This window comes from Streptomyces tatrensis (assembly GCF_049310065.1).
Taxonomy (GTDB): Bacteria; Actinomycetota; Actinomycetes; order Streptomycetales; family Streptomycetaceae; genus Streptomyces.
Map to the genome: position 1 here is coordinate 257,018 of NZ_JBMDLB010000007.1, position 20,082 is coordinate 277,099.

At 70.7% G+C, this 20,082-nt stretch carries 16 protein-coding genes and 1 pseudogene; 12 read left to right on the plus strand and 5 right to left on the minus strand.

The window, feature by feature from the left end; all coding sequences use genetic code 11:
• The first annotated feature begins 122 nt into the window (after positions 1–122).
• The 3 genes from ACODT5_RS04930 to ACODT5_RS04940 all read left to right on the plus strand — a co-directional run bounded on the left by ACODT5_RS04930 (position 123) and on the right by ACODT5_RS04940 (position 3,603).
• Positions 123–761, plus strand: a complete 639-nt coding sequence (locus ACODT5_RS04930) for a response regulator transcription factor (protein ID WP_422517954.1) — start codon at positions 123–125, stop codon at positions 759–761.
• Positions 762–960: 199 nt separating this feature from the next.
• Entirely contained in the window at positions 961–2,859 is a 1,899-nt protein-coding gene (locus ACODT5_RS04935) for a M6 family metalloprotease domain-containing protein (RefSeq protein WP_422517955.1), read from the plus strand.
• Positions 2,860–2,952: 93 nt separating this feature from the next.
• Positions 2,953–3,603 carry a helix-turn-helix transcriptional regulator gene (locus ACODT5_RS04940; protein WP_422517956.1) on the plus strand — a complete coding sequence of 217 codons (651 nt, stop codon included), beginning with the start codon at positions 2,953–2,955 and terminating at the stop codon, positions 3,601–3,603.
• A 23-nt stretch (positions 3,604–3,626) separates the two neighbouring features.
• On the opposite strand, the gene ACODT5_RS04945 is transcribed toward ACODT5_RS04940, so the two are convergent.
• Positions 3,627–3,839, minus strand: a complete 213-nt coding sequence (locus ACODT5_RS04945; protein WP_243333154.1) for a tautomerase family protein — start codon at positions 3,837–3,839, stop codon at positions 3,627–3,629.
• A gap of 62 nt (positions 3,840–3,901) precedes the next feature.
• Entirely contained in the window at positions 3,902–4,663 is a 762-nt protein-coding gene (locus ACODT5_RS04950; protein WP_422517957.1) for an SDR family NAD(P)-dependent oxidoreductase, read from the minus strand.
• A 117-nt stretch (positions 4,664–4,780) separates the two neighbouring features.
• Here ACODT5_RS04950 and ACODT5_RS04955 point away from each other — a divergent pair, with 117 nt between their 5' ends.
• The 4 genes from ACODT5_RS04955 (at position 4,781) to ACODT5_RS04970 (ending at position 10,184) form a co-directional block, all read left to right on the plus strand.
• Positions 4,781–5,689, plus strand: a complete 909-nt coding sequence (locus tag ACODT5_RS04955; RefSeq protein ID WP_422517958.1) for a LysR family transcriptional regulator — start codon at positions 4,781–4,783, stop codon at positions 5,687–5,689.
• Between the two features lie 94 nt (positions 5,690–5,783).
• The gene (locus tag ACODT5_RS04960; RefSeq protein WP_422517959.1) at positions 5,784–6,476 is read left to right on the plus strand and encodes a VOC family protein; all 693 of its coding nucleotides are present in this window, start codon (positions 5,784–5,786) and stop codon (positions 6,474–6,476) included.
• Between the two features lie 353 nt (positions 6,477–6,829).
• Positions 6,830–8,371 carry a cellulase family glycosylhydrolase gene (locus tag ACODT5_RS04965; protein WP_422517960.1) on the plus strand — a complete coding sequence of 514 codons (1,542 nt, stop codon included), beginning with the start codon at positions 6,830–6,832 and terminating at the stop codon, positions 8,369–8,371.
• A gap of 16 nt (positions 8,372–8,387) precedes the next feature.
• Entirely contained in the window at positions 8,388–10,184 is a 1,797-nt protein-coding gene (locus ACODT5_RS04970; RefSeq protein WP_422517961.1) for a glycoside hydrolase family 6 protein, read from the plus strand.
• A gap of 183 nt (positions 10,185–10,367) precedes the next feature.
• Here ACODT5_RS04970 and ACODT5_RS04975 read toward each other — a convergent pair whose 3' ends face one another.
• On the minus strand, positions 10,368–11,420 hold the full coding sequence (locus ACODT5_RS04975) for a LacI family DNA-binding transcriptional regulator (protein ID WP_422517962.1): 1,053 nt from the start codon (positions 11,418–11,420) through the stop codon (positions 10,368–10,370).
• A gap of 449 nt (positions 11,421–11,869) precedes the next feature.
• On the opposite strand from ACODT5_RS04975, the gene ACODT5_RS04980 reads away from it, so the two are divergent.
• The 4 genes from ACODT5_RS04980 (at position 11,870) to ACODT5_RS04995 (ending at position 16,851) form a co-directional block, all read left to right on the plus strand.
• Positions 11,870–13,249 carry an ABC transporter substrate-binding protein gene (locus tag ACODT5_RS04980; protein ID WP_422517963.1) on the plus strand — a complete coding sequence of 460 codons (1,380 nt, stop codon included), beginning with the start codon at positions 11,870–11,872 and terminating at the stop codon, positions 13,247–13,249.
• A gap of 172 nt (positions 13,250–13,421) precedes the next feature.
• Positions 13,422–14,384 carry a carbohydrate ABC transporter permease gene (locus ACODT5_RS04985; protein ID WP_422517964.1) on the plus strand — a complete coding sequence of 321 codons (963 nt, stop codon included), beginning with the start codon at positions 13,422–13,424 and terminating at the stop codon, positions 14,382–14,384.
• Positions 14,385–14,388: 4 nt separating this feature from the next.
• Positions 14,389–15,354, plus strand: a complete 966-nt coding sequence (locus tag ACODT5_RS04990; protein WP_422517965.1) for a carbohydrate ABC transporter permease — start codon at positions 14,389–14,391, stop codon at positions 15,352–15,354.
• Positions 15,355–15,414: 60 nt separating this feature from the next.
• Positions 15,415–16,851: a GH1 family beta-glucosidase gene (locus ACODT5_RS04995; protein ID WP_422517966.1), complete on the plus strand. Its 1,437-nt coding sequence runs from the start codon at positions 15,415–15,417 to the stop codon at positions 16,849–16,851.
• Between the two features lie 127 nt (positions 16,852–16,978).
• Here ACODT5_RS04995 and ACODT5_RS05000 read toward each other — a convergent pair whose 3' ends face one another.
• Entirely contained in the window at positions 16,979–17,725 is a 747-nt protein-coding gene (locus ACODT5_RS05000; RefSeq protein ID WP_422517967.1) for a hypothetical protein, read from the minus strand.
• 78 nt (positions 17,726–17,803) lie between these two features.
• Positions 17,804–18,382: pseudogene (locus tag ACODT5_RS05005) on the minus strand (cytosine permease); the annotation flags it as partial.
• 525 nt (positions 18,383–18,907) lie between these two features.
• On the opposite strand from ACODT5_RS05005, the gene ACODT5_RS05010 reads away from it, so the two are divergent.
• Positions 18,908–19,642, plus strand: coding sequence for a dienelactone hydrolase family protein (locus ACODT5_RS05010; protein ID WP_422517968.1), 735 nt, complete (start codon positions 18,908–18,910; stop codon positions 19,640–19,642).
• The last annotated feature ends 440 nt before the right edge of the window (positions 19,643–20,082 follow it).

Consider the following 20,082-nt stretch of genomic DNA (forward strand, 5'->3'; position numbering starts at 1 on the left):
ACGGGCGTCCCGGACGGGCTGGGGGACGTACGGACCGTCCGGCATGCCGGACGGCCTCGGAGGGCCAAGACTGGAGGGGCGGGGCAGCGCTCCCACCGGGCGGCCCCGGGAGAGGGGCGCGCATGAGTGCGGACGCGGGACGGGTCGGCGTCCTCGGTGACTGCCCGCTGCTGCGCCACGGCGTGGCCCGCGTGCTCGAAGCGGCCGACGGCCCGGCCTTGGTGTTCGGCGCCGGAACGGTCGATGAGGTCACCGCCGCGCCGGCGCGCGGGGACGCCCTGACCGGAGACGTCCTGCTCGTCGACCTCCGGCTGGCGCCCGGGTGCCTGGCGGAGGTGGTGGCGCGGCTGGCCGGACTCGGCTTCGCCGTGCTGGTGCTCTCCTCCGGCCCACCGGATGACGCCGGGGCCGCGCTGCGCGCCGGTGCCCGCGGCTGCCTGAGCCGGCGGGCCGGGGAGCGCGAGCTGCTGGCCGCGATCCGGCTGGTCGCCGGCGGCTGCCCGTACGTCTCCGCCGATCTCGCCGTGGGGCCGGTCCCGGACGCGGAACCCCACTGCCACGTCACGGACCGCGAGATGCAGGTCCTGGAGCTGGTCGCCCACGGGGAGACCGACCACGGCATCGCCGTCCGGCTGGGCATCAGCGAACACACCGTGCACTCCCATCTGGACCGGCTCCGCGACAAGATCGGCTCGCGGCGGCGGGCCGACCTGACGCGCTTCGCACTGACCCACGACCTCATCCCGGCGTCCTCCTCCTGACCGGGGCCATCCTCTTGACCGGGGCCATCCCCTCGGAGCCATTCTCTTGACCGGGCACCTCTCCTGACCCCGAAGCCCTTCCGGCCGGGGTAACCCTGCCCCGCCCGTGGTGGGTTCTTCTGCCCTGTGCCCGTCCCGGGATCGACCGGACACTGAAGGCGACAGCCCTCGTGTGCCCGGATCCGGGAGGCGCTTTGCGATGAGTGGCATCTTCGGCGACACCCTCACCTTCACCCAGGAGGAGGGCGGTGACGTGCGGCTCGTCGCCTTCGGTGACGACAAGTACGCACGGTACGAGACGCTCGACGGCTATTCCGTCGTCTACGACGACGCCCGCGGCCTGTACTGCTTCGCCGAGGCCGACGGCGGAGGCGCCGGACGCCGGTTCGTCTCCAGCGGTACGCCGGTTTCCCGGCCGGCTCCCGAGGGGCTGCCCCGGCACCTGCGGGAGGGGCAGGTCTACCGGCGGGACGTGGTGAAGGAACGGCTGATGGAGACGGTCCCGGAGGAGGACCGGGCCACCACCGATCCGGACACCCTGCTGACCTTCGGTCCCAACAAGGGCCTGCTCCCCGGGTTCGTCCTCAGCGAGGGGGACGTACAGGGGCTGACGATCCTCGTCGACTTCCCGGACAAGCCCACGGAGGTCACGGTCGACGAGGTCTCCGCGCTGCTCAACAGCCCCCATTTCACGGCGAACGGGAACAGCTCCTCCGTCAAGGAGTTCTTCCGCACGATGTCGACGGGCCGGCTCCGCTTCACCAACACCGTGGTCGGCCCGCTGCGTTTGAGCCTGCCCCGCCTCGCCTACGGGCTCAAGGCGAACCGGGGCAGGCTCGTACCGGAGGCGCTGCAGGCGGCCGTCGACGCCGGCGTGGACTTCACCCGGTTCGACTCGCTCGGACGGGGCGTCGTCGACTCCCTCTGCATCATGTACGCGGGCCAGACGGAGTTCAGGGAGGACCTCTGGCCGCACAACTCCCGCTTCCCCGCCCAGATCGGCAGCGTGCGGACGGACTTGTACACGGTCACGAGCATCGGCGACACGGCCGCCGACCTGAGCATCGGGACCTTCTGTCACGAGAGCGGCCACCTGCTGTGCCGCTGGCCGGACCTGTACGACTACGGAACGGCCGAGCGCGAGGGCGACGACTTCTCCAGCGCGGGACTGGGCACGTACTGCGCCATGGCCGCGGGCAACAACCTGGGCGACGGGTTCCTCCCGTCCGCCGTCTGCGTCTACCTGCGGCGGCTCGTGCACTGGACGCACGACGTCGACATCTCCCTGCCCGGCGTCTACGAGGCCCGGCAGGGCGAGTACGACGAGGCCTTGATCTACCAGAACCCGCAGCGGCGCGACGTCGAGTACTACCTCGTGGAGAACCGCACCCGCACGGGCTTCGACTCCCGGCTCACCTCCAGCGGGCTCGCCGTCTACCACTGCGACATCAAGGGGTCGAACGAGTTCCAGAACGGCACGCCGGTGGGCCACTACCAGTGCGCGCTCCTCCAGGCCGACGGCCACCTGGACCTGGAGACCAACCGGAACCAGGGCGACGGCTCGGACCTGTTCGGACCCACCCAGGGCACCGCCGTCTCGCACAGCAGCCGCCCCGCGTCCCTGTGGTGGGACGGCACCGAGTCCGGACTGACCATCTCCTCCGTCTCCGCGCCGGGCCCGGTGCTCACCTTCCGGACCGGCGAGCAGGGCGTGGCGGGCACCCTGGTCACCGGCGCCTCCGCGCCCGGCGCCGGCATTCCCGAGGACGACTTCGGCGGCCTGACCGACGCGATCACCCTCCAGGGCCAGGGCACGGTCCGGGACCTGACGGTGACGATCGACATCGAGCACCCCCGCATCGGCGATCTGCGCGTGGTCCTGATGGCCCCGAGCGGCCGCCGGGCCGTGATCCACAACCGCACGGGGGGCAACGCCAAGAACCTGCGGGTGACGCTGGATTCGCAGCCGCCCTCGCTGCTCGCCCCGCTGATCGGCGACTCGGTGCCGGGGAGCTGGAAGCTCAGGATCACCGACGCGGTCGTCTCGAACGTCGGGGTGCTGAACGAATGGTCCCTGGCCGTCCGGACGGGCACCTGAGGGCGGGGAGCGGAGGACGGGGGACGGGGGACGGAGCGCTGATGACGGGGCGCACTCCCCTTTTAGCCAATGGGTGTCGATTACATTCGAGCCATGACCGAAATGCCCCGCGATGTGGATGCCCAGAGCCTCCACCACGCCTTGGCCGTACCGTCGCGTCGGCGTCTGATGGCCCTGCTGCGGGAGGCGGACGGCCTGCTGGGCGTGGACGACATGGCGGCCGGCACCGGCCTTTCGGTCGCCACCGTCCGCCACCACCTGGCCGCCCTGGCCGAGGCGGGCCTGGTCACGGCCACCGCCTCGGCCGGGCCGGGCCGGGGCCGGCCCCGGCTGCGGTACGCGGCCACCCGGGCCGATCTCCGGGAGGAAGCGGCGGACACCCCCTTCCGGGAGCTCGCCGAGGCGCTGGCCTCGGCGGTCGGGGGCGGCCCTGGCGCCTCCCACGGGGCCGGCCTCGACTGGGGGCGCCGGCTGGCCGGGAGCGGTCCGGCGGCGGAGCGGGTGTTCGCCGCGGCCGCCCGGATGGGCTTCGCGCCCCGGGACGCGCCGGGGCCCGACCCCGGCACCCGGCGGATGCTGCTGCACGAGTGCCCGTACCGGAAGCTGGCCCGAGTCCGGCCCGAGGTCGTGTGCGCCGTCCACCAAGGCGTCCTGGACGGCTTGTTGGAGGGCAGCGGGACCACGGTGCGGCTGCTGCCCTTCATCGGCCCGGACCTGTGCGCGGCGGACCTGCGCACGGCCTGACCTCCCTACGGGACCGGCCGGACTCAGCCGCGGGGACGGTTGCGGCGGCGGTACTCGTCCGTCGGGACGCCGCCCACGCCCCAGTCCTCCAGGGCGACCTCGTCGATGAGGACGAACGTGGTCGCCGGGTCCTTGTCGAGGACCTTGACCAGCAGGTCGGTGATGCCCGCGATGAGTTCGGCCTTCTGCGACGCGGTGGCGCCTTCACGGGTGATCTTGACGTTGACGTACGGCACGGTGATTCCTCTGTTTCGTGGCGGTGGAAGGCAGGCGCGGAAATCGGGTGCGGGCAGGGGCGTCAGATGCGACGGCCGGTGACGTGGCCGCCGTCCACCCGCAGGGAGTGGCCGGTCACGAACCCGGCGCCCGCGAGGTACAGCACGGCGTCGGAGATCTCGGCGACCTCGCCGACGCGGTCCTGCAGGGCGAGACCGCCGAAGGAATCCACATCGGCGCCCGCGTGCAGGGGGGTGCGGATGATGCCCGGCGCGACCAGGTTGACGCTGATCCCGTCGGCGGCGAGCTCGGCCGCGAGGCTCGTCGTCAGCGCGTGCACACCGGCCTTGCTGACCACGGGTGCGGTGGCCGGGAAGCCGGCCAGCGCGTGGTCCACCAGCACGGTGCCGATGTTGACGATGCTGCCGCCCTCGCCCTGGGCGCGCAGGGCGCGCACGACCGCCTGCGTGGTGAGGTAGGTGCCCTTGAGGTTGCCCGTCAGATAGCCGTCGAGCTCTTCTTCCGTGACCTCGGTGAAGGGCTTCGGCTCGAAGGTGCCGGCGTTGTTGACCAGGACGTCGATCCGTCCGAACCGCTCCAGCGCCGTACGGACGAGCGCCTCGCCGGTCTCCCGGGCCGCGATGCTGCCCGCGACGCAGGCGGTGCGCTCCGGATGCCCGAGACCGGCGGCGGCCTTGGCGAGCCGGTCGGCGTCGCGGCCGTTGAGCACGACGTTGGCGCCGGCCGCCAGGAAGGCGCGGGCGATGTCGAGGCCCATGCCGCTGGAGGAGCCGGTGACGATGGCCGTGGTGGTGTGCGCGGTCGTGGTGCTGGTGACGCTCATGAAGGTGTTCCTTTCGTGGGCGGCGACCGGGGAGTCCCGGTGGCCGACACCAGAAACCTAGGAGCCCTCGACCCATAACACCACGACGGAATATGGAGCATGTGATAATCCTGCGTTATGGATGTGGACCTGCGTGACCTGGAACTCCTGGAGGCCACGGCCGAGGCCGGCTCCCTGACCGCCGCCGCCGAGCGGCTCTACGTCAGCCAGCCCGCGCTGAGCCAGCGGCTCACCCGGCTGGAGTCCCGTCTCGGGATGCCGCTCTTCGACCGCAAGGGCCGCCGGCTGATCCCCAACGCCGCCGGCCGCCGGCTCCTGGTCGCCGCCCGCCACGTCCTCGGCGAGCTCGAATCGGCCTCGCGCGACCTGCGGGAGCTCCGTGACGGGCGGGACCGCCGCGTGCGGTTCGCCGCGCAGTGCAGCACCACCTTCTCCTGGCTGCCGCCGGTCCTGCGCGCCTTCCGGGCGCGCGAGCCGGACATCGAGGTCCGGATCGAGACCGTCGCCGACGACGCGCCGATCCCGGCCCTGCTCGCCGACCTGGTCGACGTGGCCCTGGTGACCAAACCGGACCTGCAGATGGACCGGGTGTCCCTGACCAGGCTGTTCGACGACGAGATGGTGGCGGTGGTGCCGGCCGGGCACCCGTGGGCCTCCCGCGCGCACGTGACCGCCCGCGATTTCGACGGCACGGACCTGGTCCTCTACGACTTCTACGACCAGAAGCGCATCCCGTCGATGCCGCTCCCGATCCCCACCGGCGCCCGGCCCGCCCGCATCACCACCATGCCGGTGGTGACCGACCTGGTGATCGAGATGGTGGCGGGCGGCCAGGGACTGACGGTCCTGCCCAACTGGGTGGCCTCCCCCTACGCCGCCTCGCACGATCTGGCCCTGGTCCGCATGGGCGCGAAACCGCTGACCCGCACCTGGTTCGTCGCCACCCGGACCGGCCCGCGCCCGGCCCACCTGGAGTCGTTCGTCGAGGAGCTCGTCGCCCGCCTCGAAGCGCCCCGCGTGAGCTGAAGGGGGCTGGCGCCTGTTGCCGGCGCCTGTTGCCGGCGTCCGTTTCGGACGTACGGGTGGGCGGGGCCGGCCGTGGGACTGCAAGGATGCGGCCATGGAGCAGATGTTGAGTCGACAGGAAGCGTCGGAGGCGGTCCAGGACCACGGGTGGCGCTTCTTGCTGGGCACCTTGCACACGTCGGTCGCGGTCGCGTCGCTGGCCCAGGCGATCGGTTTGGCAGCGGACGCGGTCGCGGTGTGCGGCGACGACGCCGACCGGCATCTTCGGGTCGACGCCCGCCCCGATCGGGTCGTCTTCACTCTGCAGTCGTCGGACCGGGCAGCCATTACCGCCCGGGATGTCGAACTCGCGCACCGGATCTCCGCCGCCGCGGACGAGTCCGGGTTTCCGACAGAGCCCGCCATCGGCACGGGGGCACCGCGGTCCGTCCAGCTCCTGGAAATCGCCGTTGACGCACTGGACATCGCCGGGATCCGGCCGTTCTGGAAAGCAGTACTGGGCTATGCGGACGAGGCCGGCGCCGAGGGGCCGGAGGATCCGCTCGTCGACCCGGTCGGGCAGGGCCCGGCCGTCTGGATCCAGCAGATGGTCCGGGCGCGCCCGCAGCGCAATCGCATCCACTTCGACATCTGTGTGCCGCATGACGAGGCACCCCAGCGGATCGAGGCGGCACTGGCGGCCGGCGGCCGACTCGTGTCCGCGACCCGCGCCCCCGCGTTCTGGGTGCTCGCCGACCTGGAGGACAACGAAGTCTGCGTGACCACATGGCAGGGTCGCGACAGCTGAAACCTCCTTCGCGCCTGCTGGTCACAGCCACTCGTCGATGGTCCGTACGGACCTTGTCGGGGCGGGGGCGCGGGCGGCCCGGGCCGGTGCGGGGATTGGTTCTCCTCTCGGTCTGGTGACGAAGGCGTGCAGGGCATGGGCACAAGCTCTGAACCAGTGGGAGCGCTCCCACTGTGCAGACGGGACTCAATGCCGTCAAGGTCCGTGAAGAGTCGAAGGCTTTCCGAGGGGAATTTCGTCAACTCCTCTTTTCCTCGGGGTCAGTTGCAGCTACGGTCTGGCCCCAACCAGTGGGAGCGAATCCGTCAGTCGGCGCGCCGTCAGAAGCGCGCCCTCGCTGCAAGGACTCGCTCATGCGACACCCCCCACGCACGTTCGTGCTGCTCACGACGGCAGCATTCGCGATGGCGAGCTGTGCGCTCGCCGTCATGGGTACGGCCGCAGGAGCCGCGGCCTCACCCTCCTGCACGGTGACGTACTCGGTCGCCGGCCAATGGGCCGGCGGATTCCAGGGTTCGGTCACCGTCACCAACAACAGCTCCGCGCTGAACGGCTGGAGCCTCGGCTTCAGCTTCCCGGCCGGCCAGACCCTCGGTCAGGGCTGGGGCGCCAAGTGGTCCCAGACCGGGTCGGCCGTCACCGCCGTCAACGAGACCTGGAACGCCACGCTCGGCGCCGGAGCGAGCGTGACGACCGGCTTCATCGCCTCGTGGTCGGGCGCCAATACGGCGCCGGGCGCGTTCACGCTGGGCGGAGCCGCCTGCACCACCGACTCCGGACCCGGGCCCGGACCCACTCCGACGCCCACTCCGACGCCCACGCCCTCTCCCACACCCACGCCCACACCCACGGGCCCGACACCCACACCCACCGACCCGATCTCCGGGGCGCCCGAGCTGAGCGTCACCGGCAACCGCCTCACCGACCGGAACGGTGCCACCCGCCGCCTCCTCGGCGTCAACCGCTCCGGGGCCGAGTACATGTGCGTCCAGGGTCACGGCATCTTCGACGGCCCCGTCGACGACGCCTCGGTGCGCGCCATCGCCGACTGGAAGGCCAACACGGTCCGCATCCCCCTCAACGAGGAGTGCTGGCTCGGCCTCGACAACATCAAGCCCGAGTACCGGGGCACGAACTACGCAAACGCCGTCAAGGGCCTGGTCGACCGGGTCCTCGCGCACGGCATGACCCCGGTCGTCGAACTGCACTGGACGTACGGGCAGTACACCGGCAACTCCTCCGGATGCGCCGACGTCCACGCCTCCTGCCAGAAGCCGATGCCGGACGCCCAGTACACCCCGGCGTTCTGGACCTCGGTGGCGAACACCTTCAAGAACGACCGGCGGGTCGTCTTCGACCTGTTCAACGAGCCCTATCCGGACCGGGCCACCTCCACGACCGCCCAGGCATGGACCTGCTGGCGCGACGGCGGCGCGTGTCCGGGCATCGGGTACGCGGTCGCCGGCATGCAGGACCTGGTGGACGCCGTCCGCGCGACCGGCGCCCGCAATCTCCTCCTGGTCCCCGGCATCGCCTACTCCAACGACCTGAGCCAGTGGCTCACCCACTCCCCCACCGACCCGACGGGCAATCTGGCCGCGGCCTGGCACGTCTACAACTTCAACACCTGCTCCAGCGAGGCCTGTTGGGACTCAACTCTTGCCCCCGTCGCCGCCCGGGTCCCGCTCGTGGCGGGTGAGATCGGCGAGAACACCTGCGCGCACGCGTTCATCGACCGCGTCATGAAGTGGTTCGACGACCGCTCCCTCTCGTACCTCGGCTGGACCTGGAACACCTGGAACTGCGCCTCCGGTCCGGCCCTGATCACCTCGTACGACGGCACCCCCACCGCATTCGGCACCGGGCTGCGCGACCACTTGCGCACCCTGAACTGAAAGGCATGCCACCGAAATGAGCCGCACAGCGATCGGCACGACTCCCCGCACCACGTCCCGTACGACCAGGCGCACCGCCCTGTTGGCGGCCCTCAGCCTCGTCACCGCGGCCGGCGCCACCGCCACCGTGTTCGGCACCTCCGCCGGCGCCGCCACCGCCGGCTGCAAGGTCGAGTACCAGATCACGAACCAGTGGAACACCGGCTTCGGCGCCAACGTGATCGTCACCAACACCGGTGACCCGGTCGCCTCCTGGACCCTGGAGTGGTCCTACGCGAACGGCCAGCAGGTCACCCAGGGCTGGAACGCCACGATCAGCCAGTCCGGGGCGGCCGTGACCGCCAGGAGCCTCTCGTACAACGGGAGCCTGGCCACGGGAGGTTCGACCTCCTTCGGGTTCAACGGTTCGCACGGCGGCACGAACGCCGTGCCCGCGACGTTCAAGCTGGGCGGCGTCACCTGCAACGGTGCGACCGACCCGACCCAGCCGCCGACCACTCCCCCGACGACACCGCCCACCACGCCGCCCACGACCCCGCCGACCACTCCGCCGCCGTCGGGCGGCAAGGCCGACAACCCCTACGCCGGCGCCAAGGTGTACGTGAATCCCGAGTGGTCCGCCAAGGCCGCCGCCGAGCCCGGCGGCACCAAGGTGTCCAACCAGCCCACCGGTGTCTGGCTGGACCGCACCGCCGCCATCGCGGGTACGAGCGGCTCGATGGGACTGCGCGCCCACCTGGACGCGGCGCTGGCACAGAAGGGCAGCGGCGAGCTCGTCGTCCAGCTGGTGATCTACAACCTGCCCGGACGGGACTGCGCCGCGCTCGCCTCCAACGGCGAGCTGGGCCCGACCGAGATCGACAGGTACAAGACCCAGTACATCGACCCGATCGCCGCCATCCTCGCGGACAGCAAGTACGCGGGGCTGCGGATCGTCACCACCGTCGAGATCGACTCGCTGCCGAACCTGGTCACCAACGTGACCGGGCGTCCGACGGCCACGGCCAACTGCGACGTGATGAAGGCCAACGGCAACTACGTCAAGGGAGTCGGCTACGCGCTGAACAAGCTGGGCTCGATCGCCAACGTCTACAACTACGTGGACGCGGGGCACCACGGCTGGCTCGGCTGGGACGACAACTTCGGCGCCTCCGCGGAGATGTTCAAGCAGGCGGCCACCGCCGAGGGCTCCACGCTCGCCAAGGTGCACGGCTTCATCGTGAACACGGCCAACTACAGCGCTCTCAAGGAGGACCACTTCAAGATCGAGGACTCCGTCAACGGCACCTCCGTACGCCAGTCGAAGTGGGTCGACTGGAACCGGTACACGGACGAGCTCTCGTACGCCCAGGCCATGCGGACCAAGCTGGTCTCCCTGGGCTTCGACGCGAACCTCGGCATGCTGATCGACACCTCCCGCAACGGCTGGGGCGGCACGGCGCGGCCGACCGGACCCGGCGCGCTGACGAGCGTGGACACCTATGTCAACGGGGGCCGCTACGACCGCCGCATCCACCTCGGCAACTGGTGCAACCAGTCGGGCGCCGGCCTCGGCGAGCGACCGCAGGCCGCCCCGGCGGCGGGCATCGACGCCTACGTGTGGATCAAGCCGCCGGGCGAGTCGGACGGGGCGAGCAAGGAGATCCCGAACGACGAGGGCAAGGGCTTCGACCGGATGTGCGACCCGACGTACACGGGCAACGCGCGCAACGGCAACAGCATGTCGGGATCCCTCCCGAACGCGCCGCTGTCGGGCCAGTGGTTCTCCGCCCAGTTCCAGGAGCTCATGAAGAACGCCCACCCGGCGCTGTGACGCACCGCTGGTGAACTGACCGTCCCGCCACCCCGCTCATGGGCCGGAGCCGTACGGAAACCGCTGGATTCCGTACGGCTCCGGCCACGGCACGCTCAGGAGGCATGGGCATGGGCATGGGCATGGGCATGGGCTTGGGCATGGGCGGGGGCGGGGCATAGGCACCGGGGCGAGCTTCGGGCCTCAGGAGGAGTCCCGCACGATCAGTTCCGTCGGGAGGACCCTGCGCGGCTCCTCGCCCTTCTCCTGCGCCGGCGCGACCCCGGCCCCGGACGGCTCCGCGATCTTCTGGAGCAGCAGCCGGGTCATCGTGCGGCCCATCTCCTCGATCGGCTGGCGCACGCTGGTCAGCGGCGGGTCCATCAGGCGGGCCACCGCCGAGTCGTCGACCCCCACGAGGGCCACGTCCTCGGGGATCCGCCGTCCGGCCTCGCGCAGCACCCCGCGCGCGCCGGCCGCCATCACGTCCGAGGCGGCGAAGACCGCGTCCAGGCCGGGGGCGCGCTCCAGGAGCTCGCGCATCGCCAGCCGGCCGCCCTCCTCGGTGAAGTCCGCGGTCGCCACCAGCGACTCGTCGGGCCGGAACCCGGCTTCGGCGAGCCCCGCGCGGTAGCCGCCCAGACGGGCGCGGGCCACGTACATGTCGAGCGGCCCGCTGATGGTCGCGATCCTGCTCCGGCCCCGCCCGACCAGGTGGGCGACGGCCGCCCGTCCCGCGCCGATGTTGTCGGAGTCCACGTAGGCGACGGGTTCGGCCTCGGAGCGGCGGCCGTTCATGACGACCGGCAACCCCAGCTGTGCGATCCGGTCCGGCAGCGGGTCGTCGCCGTGGACGGAGGCCAGCAGTACGCCGTCGACCCGCTGGGCGGCCAGGTAGTCCTCGAACCGCCGGCGCTCGGCCTCGGTACGGACCAGGGTGAGCAGCAACTGCTTGTCCGCTGCGGCCAGTTCGGCACTGACCCCGCGGATCAGGTCGAGGAAGTACGGCTCCGAGAACAGCCTGGCCTCGGTCTCCGGGATGACGAGGGCGACCGCGTCGGTCCGGCTCCCGGCCAGTGCTCTGGCCGCCTGATTGGGTACGTACCCCAGCTCGGCGACGGCCCGGGCGACGGCTTCCCTGGCCTGCTCGCTCACCCGCGGCGAGCCGTTGATCACCCGGGAGACCGTGCCCCGGCCGACACCGGCCAGGGCCGCGACCTCTTCCAGGGTGGGCCTGCCGTTCTGCCGTCCGCTCACGATCCTCGAACTCCCCTCGTACGCTCTCGCGCTCCGGACCCGTGCGTGCCCGGGCCCGGTCGCGGCTGATCAGGTAAGAAGCGGTTCCCGCCCCCGTCTCACGCGGAACACGTTACGCCGATCCGCCGCCCGGGAGACTCGAATGGGAGCGCTCCCACACTACTCATGATCCCGGCTCGATGCCATGGCCGCGTTCAGGGCCGGGCGGGGCCCCGCCGGAAAGCGGGGCGCGAGAGGCACCGAAGGCCGTCACGTCACGAATTCGCGTTCATCTCTTGACACCCGCACCCGCCAAGCAGCAACCTTCCGGCAACGACGTGGGAGCGCTCCCACTCTGGGATGCGAGAACGACCTTCACATCAGGTCCGGGCAGGGCCCTCGCCGAGCCGCGAACAGCCCTCCGGACCCCCTGGCGCACAACGAGCACCACCTTGGACGAGGAGAGTGGCATGCGCACTTCCAGCAGCAGACTCGGACGCGGGCGCGGACGCCGCACCGCGATCAACGCGATCGCCGCGATCGCCGTCGTGGCGACCAGTACGGCCCTGCTCACCGGCTGCGGCAGCGACGGCGACAGCAGCAAGGGCGACGGCACGGCCGGCGGCGGCGGCGGCGGCGAGCAGATCACGCTGCGGATCGGAACCTTCGGCTCCTTCGGCTACGACAACGCCACCGGGGCCAAGCTCTACGCCGAGTACGAGAAGGCCCACCCCAACATCAAGATCGAAGAGTCGAACGTCGCCGACGGCCAGAAGTACTGGGACACGCTCAAGCTGCGGCTCTCCCGCGACAGCGGTCTCGCGGACATCCAGGCCCTGGAGGTGGGCTACATCGCGGAGGCCACCGGTCCGGCCATGGCGGACAAGTGGACCGACCTCGGCAAGACGGGCGGCGCGGACCTCGGCGCGTTCCTCGACTGGAAGGTCAAGCAGGCCACCACGGGCGACGGCAAGGTGATCGGCCTCGGTACGGACATCGGCCCGATGGCCATCTGCTACAACAAGGACCTCTTCGCCCAGGCCAAGCTCCCGACCGACCGCACCGAGGTGGCCAAGCTCTGGGCGGGCGACTGGGCCAAGTTCCTCCAGGCCGGCGAGACGTACAAGAAGAGCGCCCCGGCCGGAACCGCCTTCCACGACTCCGCCAGCGGCCTGTTCAACGCGGTGATCTCCAGCCAGCCCGTGCAGTACGCCAACGCCAAGGGTGAGCTGGACTACGAGAACAGCCCGGGCGTGAAGACGGCGTGGGACACCGCCGTGTCGGCGGCGAAGGGCGAACTGACGGCGAAGCTGCGCCAGTTCGACGAGAAGGGCACCTGGAACGCGGCCTTCAAGAACGCGAAGTTCGCCACCGTCGCCTGCCCCAGCTGGATGACGGGCATCATCAAGGACCAGGCGGGCCCGGAGAACCAGGGGAAGTGGGACATCGCCGCGCCGCCCGTGGCCGGCAACTGGGGCGGCTCGTTCCTCGCCGTGCCGAAGTCGGGCAAGCACGCCAAGGAGGCGGCCGAGCTCGCCGCCTGGCTCACGGCGCCGGCGCAGCACGCCAAGGTCTTCGGCGTGAACGGCAACATCCCCTCCACCAAGGACACGCTCACCTCCGCGGCGGTCCAGGACGCCAAGCTGCCGTACTTCGGTGACACCCCGGTCGGCAAGATCTACTCGGAGGCCGCGGCCGGCATCACGCCCGCCCCGATCAGCCGCTGGGACGGCCAGGTGAAGACCTTCCTCACGGACAACGGCATCCTCGACATCGAGCAGCGCGGCACCGACCCGGCGAAGGCCTGGGAGAACGTCAAGAAGCTCGTCGAGGACAAGATCGACCAGTAGTGGGTCGCGCGCGGCTCGTCGCGCCGCCTGCGGGCCTGCGGGCGGCGGGCGGCGGGCCGCCCCCGTCCGCACCTCCCGCACGCGTCTCCCGTACGCGTCTCCCGTACCGACCCACCCGTACGTACTCCCCCGTACGCATCTCCCGTACGCACCGACCCGGAAGGACGCCCCCGTGGCCACCTCCGTACGGGCGACGAGCAGCGGCTCCGCGCCGCCCGCCGGCCTGCGCAGCACGCTCTACCGCCTGGACCTGAAGGCGGTCCCCTACGTCTTCGTCGCCCCCTTCTTCCTGACCTTCGCGGCCTTCGGGCTCTTCCCCCTGATCTACACGGGCTGGCTCTCGCTCCACCGCGTCGAACTCGGCGGCAGCGCACAGTGGAGGGGGCTGGACAACTACAGTTCCCTGGCGACCAGCGAGTTCTTCTGGAACGCGCTCGCCAACACCTTCACCATCGGCGTGATCTCCACCGTCCCCCAGCTGCTGATGGCTCTCGGCCTCGCGCACCTGCTCAACTACCGGCTGCGGGGCCGGGGTTTCTTCCGCGTCGCGGTGCTCGCCCCGTACGCCACCTCCATCGCGGCGGCGACGCTCGTCTTCGCACAGCTCTTCAACACCGACTACGGGCTGATCAACACGGTCCTGGGCTGGGCCGGCTTCGACCCGGTCGCCTGGGAGTCCTCCAAGTGGCCCGCGCAGATCGCGATTTCGACGATCGTGATCTGGCGCTGGACGGGCTACAACGCGCTCATCTACCTGGCGGCGATGCAGTCCGTGCCGCAGGACCTGTACGAGGCCGCCGCGCTGGACGGGGCCTCGCGCCTGCGCCAGTTCCTCAGCGTCACCATCCCCTCCATCCGGCCCACGATCCTCTTCACGGTCATCGTCTCCACCATCGGTGCCACCCAGCTCTTCGGCGAGCCGATGCTCTACGGCGGCAGCGTCGGCATCAGCGGGGGCAGCGGGAACCAGTTCCAGACGCTGAGCCTGCTCATGTACGAGAAGGGGTGGGTGACCGGCGCGCTGGGCCAGGCCTCCGCCATCGCCTGGGTCATGCTGCTGCTCCTCCTGCTCATCGGCGGCGTCCAGGCGCTGGTCACCCGCTCGAACCACAAGCGCAAGAAGTCGGGGAGCTGAGCTCATGGCCCGCACGGTCGACACGCCCACGCCCACACCCACGCCTACGTCCGTACCCGCGGCCCCGGCCACAGCCGCGGCCACGCCCGGGGACAGGGCCACCACACCGGCGCCGCGCCGCAGGCTGCTGCGCCAGTCGGCCGGCCGTCAGCACCACGCGGGACCGCTGACGTACGTCCTCCTCGGCCTGGCCGCCCTCTTCTCCCTCTTCCCCCTGTACTGGAACCTCGTGGCCGCCTCCCACACGGGTGAGCGCGTGGTCGAGGCCCCGGCCCCGCTCCTGCCCGGCCCCCGGCTCTTCGACAACCTCACCTTCGCGTGGAACCAGGTCGACATGGGCGAGGCGCTGGTCAACACGACCATCGTGGCCGGGCTCGTGGCCCTGTCCACCGTCCTGTTCTCCACCCTGGCCGGCTTCGCCTTCGCCAAGCTGCCCTTCAAGGGCCGGGGCGCCCTGCTGGCACTGGTGGTGGCGACCATGACGATTCCGCCGCAGCTGAGTGTCATCCCGCTGTACCAGATCATCACCGACCTCGGCTGGGTCGATCAGCTCCAGTCGGTCGTCCTGCCCTCGCTGGTCGCCGCCTTCGGCGTGTTCTTCATGCGCCAATACCTCATCGAGGCGCTGCCGGTGGAGCTGGTGGAGGCTGCGAGGATGGACGGCGCGCACAGCCTGCGCATCATCTGGCACGTGGTCTTCCCGGTGGCCCGGCCTGCGATGGCGGTCCTGGGGATGCTCGTCTTCGTCCAGGCCTGGAACGACTTCTTCTGGCCGTTCATCGCGCTGACCCCGGACGGGAATCCGACCCTCCAGGTCGCCCTGGCCGGACTCGGCTCCGGCAATCACACCGTCGACCAGGCCGTCGTACTGACCGGCGCCCTCATATCCACGCTGCCCCTGCTGCTGGTCTTCGCCGTGCTCGGCAAGCACATCGTGGGCGGAATCACGGCCGGCGCCGTCAAGAACTGACCGCCACTTCCCCTTCGTCCGGCACCACTTCATCCGACCCTGCGTTGGGAGCGCTCTCCTATGACCGCGTCCGAAACCCGGCCGCTCACCGCCGTCCGCTCTTTCCCGTCCGACTTCCTGTGGGGCACGGCCACCGCCGCGTACCAGATCGAGGGCGCCGCCCGCGAGGACGGACGGACCCCGTCCATCTGGGACACGTTCGCGCACACCCCGGGCAAGGTCTTCGAAGGCCATACCGGCGACGTGGCCGTGGACCACTACCACCGCTTCCCCGAGGACGTCCGCCTGATGTCCGAACTCGGCCTGGGGGCCTACCGGTTCTCCGTCTCCTGGTCCCGGGTCCAGCCGACCGGCCGGGGACCTGCCGTGCAGAAGGGCCTCGACTTCTACCGCAGGCTGGTCGACGAGCTGCTCGCCGCCGGCATCACCCCCGCCCTCACCCTCTACCACTGGGACCTGCCGCAGGAGTTGGAGGACGCGGGAGGCTGGCCGGAACGCTCCACCGCCGAACGCTTCGCCACGTACGCGGGCCAGGTGGCCGACGCCCTCGGGGACCGGGTGAAGCACTGGATCACCCTCAACGAGCCCTGGTGCAGTGCGTTCCTCGGCTACGGCTCCGGCGTGCACGCCCCCGGCCGGACCGATCCGGTCGCCGCCCTGCGCGCGGCGCACCACCTCAACCTCGGCCACGGCCTCGCCGTGCAGGCGCTGCGGGCGGCGCTGCCCGGTGACGGTCGGGTCGCGGTCTCCCTGAACCTCCACGAGGTCCGCCCCCTGACCTCTTCGGCCGGGGACCGGGAGGCGGCCCGGCGCATCGACGCCGTCGGCAACCGGATCTGGCTTGGCCCGATGCTGGAGGGCGCGTACCCCCGGGACCTGCTCGCGGACACGGCGCACCTGACCGACTGGTCCTTCGTCCGGGACGGCGACACCGCCACGGTGCACCAGCCCCTGGACCTGCTCGCCGTCAACTACTACACCCCGACGGTCGTCTCGCGCGCGGCGGAGGGCGAGGGCGTGCCGCAGGACGACGGGCACGGCAACAGCGAGCACTCGCCGTGGCCGGGCGCGGAGCACGTGGCGTTCCACCGGGCTCCGGGTGAGCGTACGGCGATGGGCTGGCCGGTCGACGCGAGCGCCCTGTACGACCTGCTGACCCGCACCGCCGCCCGGTACCCCGGGCTGCCGCTCGTGGTGAGCGAGAACGGAGCGGCGTACGAGGACGAGGTCGGTCCGGACGGCACGGTGCACGACCCGCAGCGGGCCGCCTACATCCACGCCCACCTCGACGCGGTGCACCGGGCGATCGCCGACGGGGTGGACGTGCGCGGCTACTTCCTCTGGTCGCTGCTCGACAACTTCGAGTGGTCGTACGGGTTCGCCAAGCGGTTCGGTGCGATCCACGTCGACTACGAGACCCTGGCGCGCACGCCCAAGTCGAGCGCGCGCTGGTACGCCCGCGTGGCGCGCACGGGCGAATTGCACGCCCCGTCCTAGGGCGCGTACCGAGTCGGGCCGGCCGCCTCCGGAGCTCTTCTTCTTCCGGTTGGCGGCCTGGTTCTTCTCCCCCGGGACGACTGCTTCGCCCCGCAGATCGGCCAGGAGTACGTGTCCGCGCCGTGCATCATCCGTCGAAGCGAACCCAGCGGAACCCGTGTTCGAGCAGTGGTGTCAGGGTCCCGCGGTGGAGCGCCCCGAAGCTCACGGTCGCCTCGTGCTCGTCGCTGCTGACCGCCGCGATCAGTCCCGGGGTCACATAGAACTTCTCACCCTGGTAGGCAGGCAGGAACGGACTCAGTGGGACGGGACGCAGCGTGTCCCACAGCACGTCGAGACGCGCAGTCGGCATGACGTAGGTCCCCGCGTGGTAGGGGGCGGCCAGCCAGGCTCCGAAGAGGGTGAACTGCAGGAGGAAGCGGCTCAGGGGCTCCTCTTCGAGAATGGTTTCCGCGTGATCGCCACCGGGTTCTTCGGTGTGCCAGACGAGGGGGTCTGTTCTGTCCGGGCCTCGTGGTGGCCACGGGATGGACCAGTCCATGGAGCCTCCCGCCCACTCGGCGAAGACCAGCCGGTCGCCGAGCGGCCCGGAGACGTGCTCGGGATGCCTCAGCACCGGGTCGTGGAACCTGTGGATCGCCGGGCGGAGGCGGGCCAAGCGGTTGAAGGCGGACAGGGCCCGGGGCAGGCTGTCCGGTTCGCCCGCCGTGCTCCCGGCGTCGGCCGGCGCCGCCCCCTCGGCGGGGAACCAGCCGAGGACGAACGACTCCAGAGCCCGTATCGGATCGGTGTCCACGAGGTCGACCCATTCCACCCCGGGCACCGGCCCGGGTGTCGGTACGGGTCGGACGGCGTCCGGCATCGGTCGGCTCATGCGCTGGTCGAGCTCCAGTTCGGTGTGGTTGAGGTGAGCCGGTGCCGGTGGGCTGGGGCCGGACAGTCGCGTACCCGGTCAGGCCTTCGGCGCGGCGGTGGGCCGGCCTCGTACGGAGCGGTGCATCAGGAGCGCGTAGAGGGAGGCCGCCACGGCGATGCCGGCGGGGAGGGAGAGGTCCACGCCGTCGAGGGCCCGCGCGACGGGGCCCGTGTACAGGGTGTCCACGCAGAGGGCGGCCGCCGCGATGCCCGCCGTCAGGGCCAGCGCTCCGGCCCAGTTGACGCCGCCGGTGTACCAGAAGGGGCTGCCCGGGGTCTCGTCGCCGAGTGCGGGGCCGTCGTAGCGGCAGCGGCGCAGCAGGATGTCGGTCGCGTAGACGGCCGTGCTGGGGCCCAGTACGACGACGGTCAGCTGGAGGAGGTTGCCGACGGTGTCGAGGAAGTTGGAGACGAGCAGCGCGTACAGGGTCACCAGGACTCCGAGCGCTCCGTCGACGAGGACGCCGGCGGAGCGGCGGACGCGGACGCCCATGGCCTGGAGGGCGAGGCCGGAGCTGTAGGCGGTCATGGCGTTGTTGGCGATCGTGCCGAGCACGATCGCCAACAGGAACACGGGCGAGAACCAGGAGGGCAGGATGCTCCCCAGCCCGGCCTGCTGTAGGTTCCAATTAGAGATGTCGGTGTCCAAGCGACTTGTCATCAACTTGTCGTCCGACCAGCTCGATTGAGCCCCTACCGTCCTGTCGCATTGAAGCTGGCGGATTCTCACGAAGTCTCAAGCGATGTGTCGGATTCTCGGTGCATCGCGGCCGGAGTGGAGTGGGTGGGCCGTGCGTCGAGTTGTCGTACGTGGACGCTGCCCGTGGGCGTCGGCGGCGTCCGCTGCTGGACTTCGTGACGACCTGGGATCAGGATCCGAGGCGTTGGCCGACATCATCCTCGTGAACCGCACTGTGGACTGGGGTGCTGACGTCGGCTTTTGCCCGGTGGGCTATGCTCTGCGGCCATGACTACCGGGACGGCATTGCGCCACACACGGATTGGTGACCCGGCGCTCTTCTGAGCGCCGTACGGGCCGGTGCGGGCCCGCTGTTCGATCGAGAATCTTGCGCTGCTGCGCGGGCTCCGCCTCCGTCGTGTTGATCACAGGCTCTACACATCAACCACGACAGGAGAATTCATGCCCATCAAGACGCTGCAGATTCCCACCACGGACGGTCAGGCCGACGCCTTCGCCGCCTTCCCCGACAACGGCGAGCAGCACCCAGGTGTACTGATGTACGCGGACGGCTTCGGCATCCGGCCCGTGCTGAGGGAGATGGCCCGCGAACTGGCCGGGCACGGGTACTACGTGCTTGTCCCCAACATCTTCTACCGGCACGGCCCGGCACCGGTGATCGACCTTCCCGAGCACATCGGAGAAGAGGTCCGGCCCGCGATCATGGCCCAGTTGATGCCGTTGATCGAGGCGCACACCGCCGAACGCGTCCTGAGTGACACCGACACCTACCTCAGGTTCCTCACCACCCAGCCCGAGGTCGCCGCCGGGCCGGTCGCGGTGACCGGCTACTGCATAGGCGGCCTCCTGGCGATGCGCACCGCAGCGGCCCACCCCGGCCAGGTGGCCGCCCTCGCCGCATTCCACGGTCCCGTGGGCGCGGACGGGCCCGACGCCCTCGCCGAGATCACCGCCCAGGTCCACTTCGGCCACGCCGAAAGCGACCTGACAACCAAGGCCCTGGGCGAGCTCAACCGGGCACTGGACGCCACGAAGGTCGACTACACCTCCGAGATCTACCCCGGCACCGTCCACGGCTTCACCATGTCCGACACCGACGCCTTCAACCCCGCCGGACTACAGCGCCACTGGGACCGCCTGCTCCCCCTTCTCGACCGCGCACTGGCCAACAGCTGAGGCTCCGGATCGGAAACCAAACCTGAAGTACCCCGGCTGCGACCAACAGACGGCGGCGGGCCACACCGATCTCTGCAGGGCCGTGGCCCGCCTGGCCACCTTTACCGGCGTTTCTACCTCTACCGCGAGCGCGACTTCCGCGAAAGCCGTGCCGTTTGAGAACCTGAGCGATCAGCGTTCTCAAACGACATGGCAACTCTGCAGGTCGGAGGCCCATCATCTGACAGATGCGCTGAGACAGGACACCTACTCGGTACGCGGTCTACGTCACGCTGGCGCCCTGCGGTCCAGTCTTTCGTTTGGTTTGTCCGGCTTTCTACTCAGGTTACTGCTGGTGGCGGCCAGTGTCGTGGTGTCGACGACATCGGACACGAAGGGGCCGCCGTGGCCACCGGTTTGGGCAAGTCGCGTACGACAGACAGTTGGACAGTCCGGGCCAC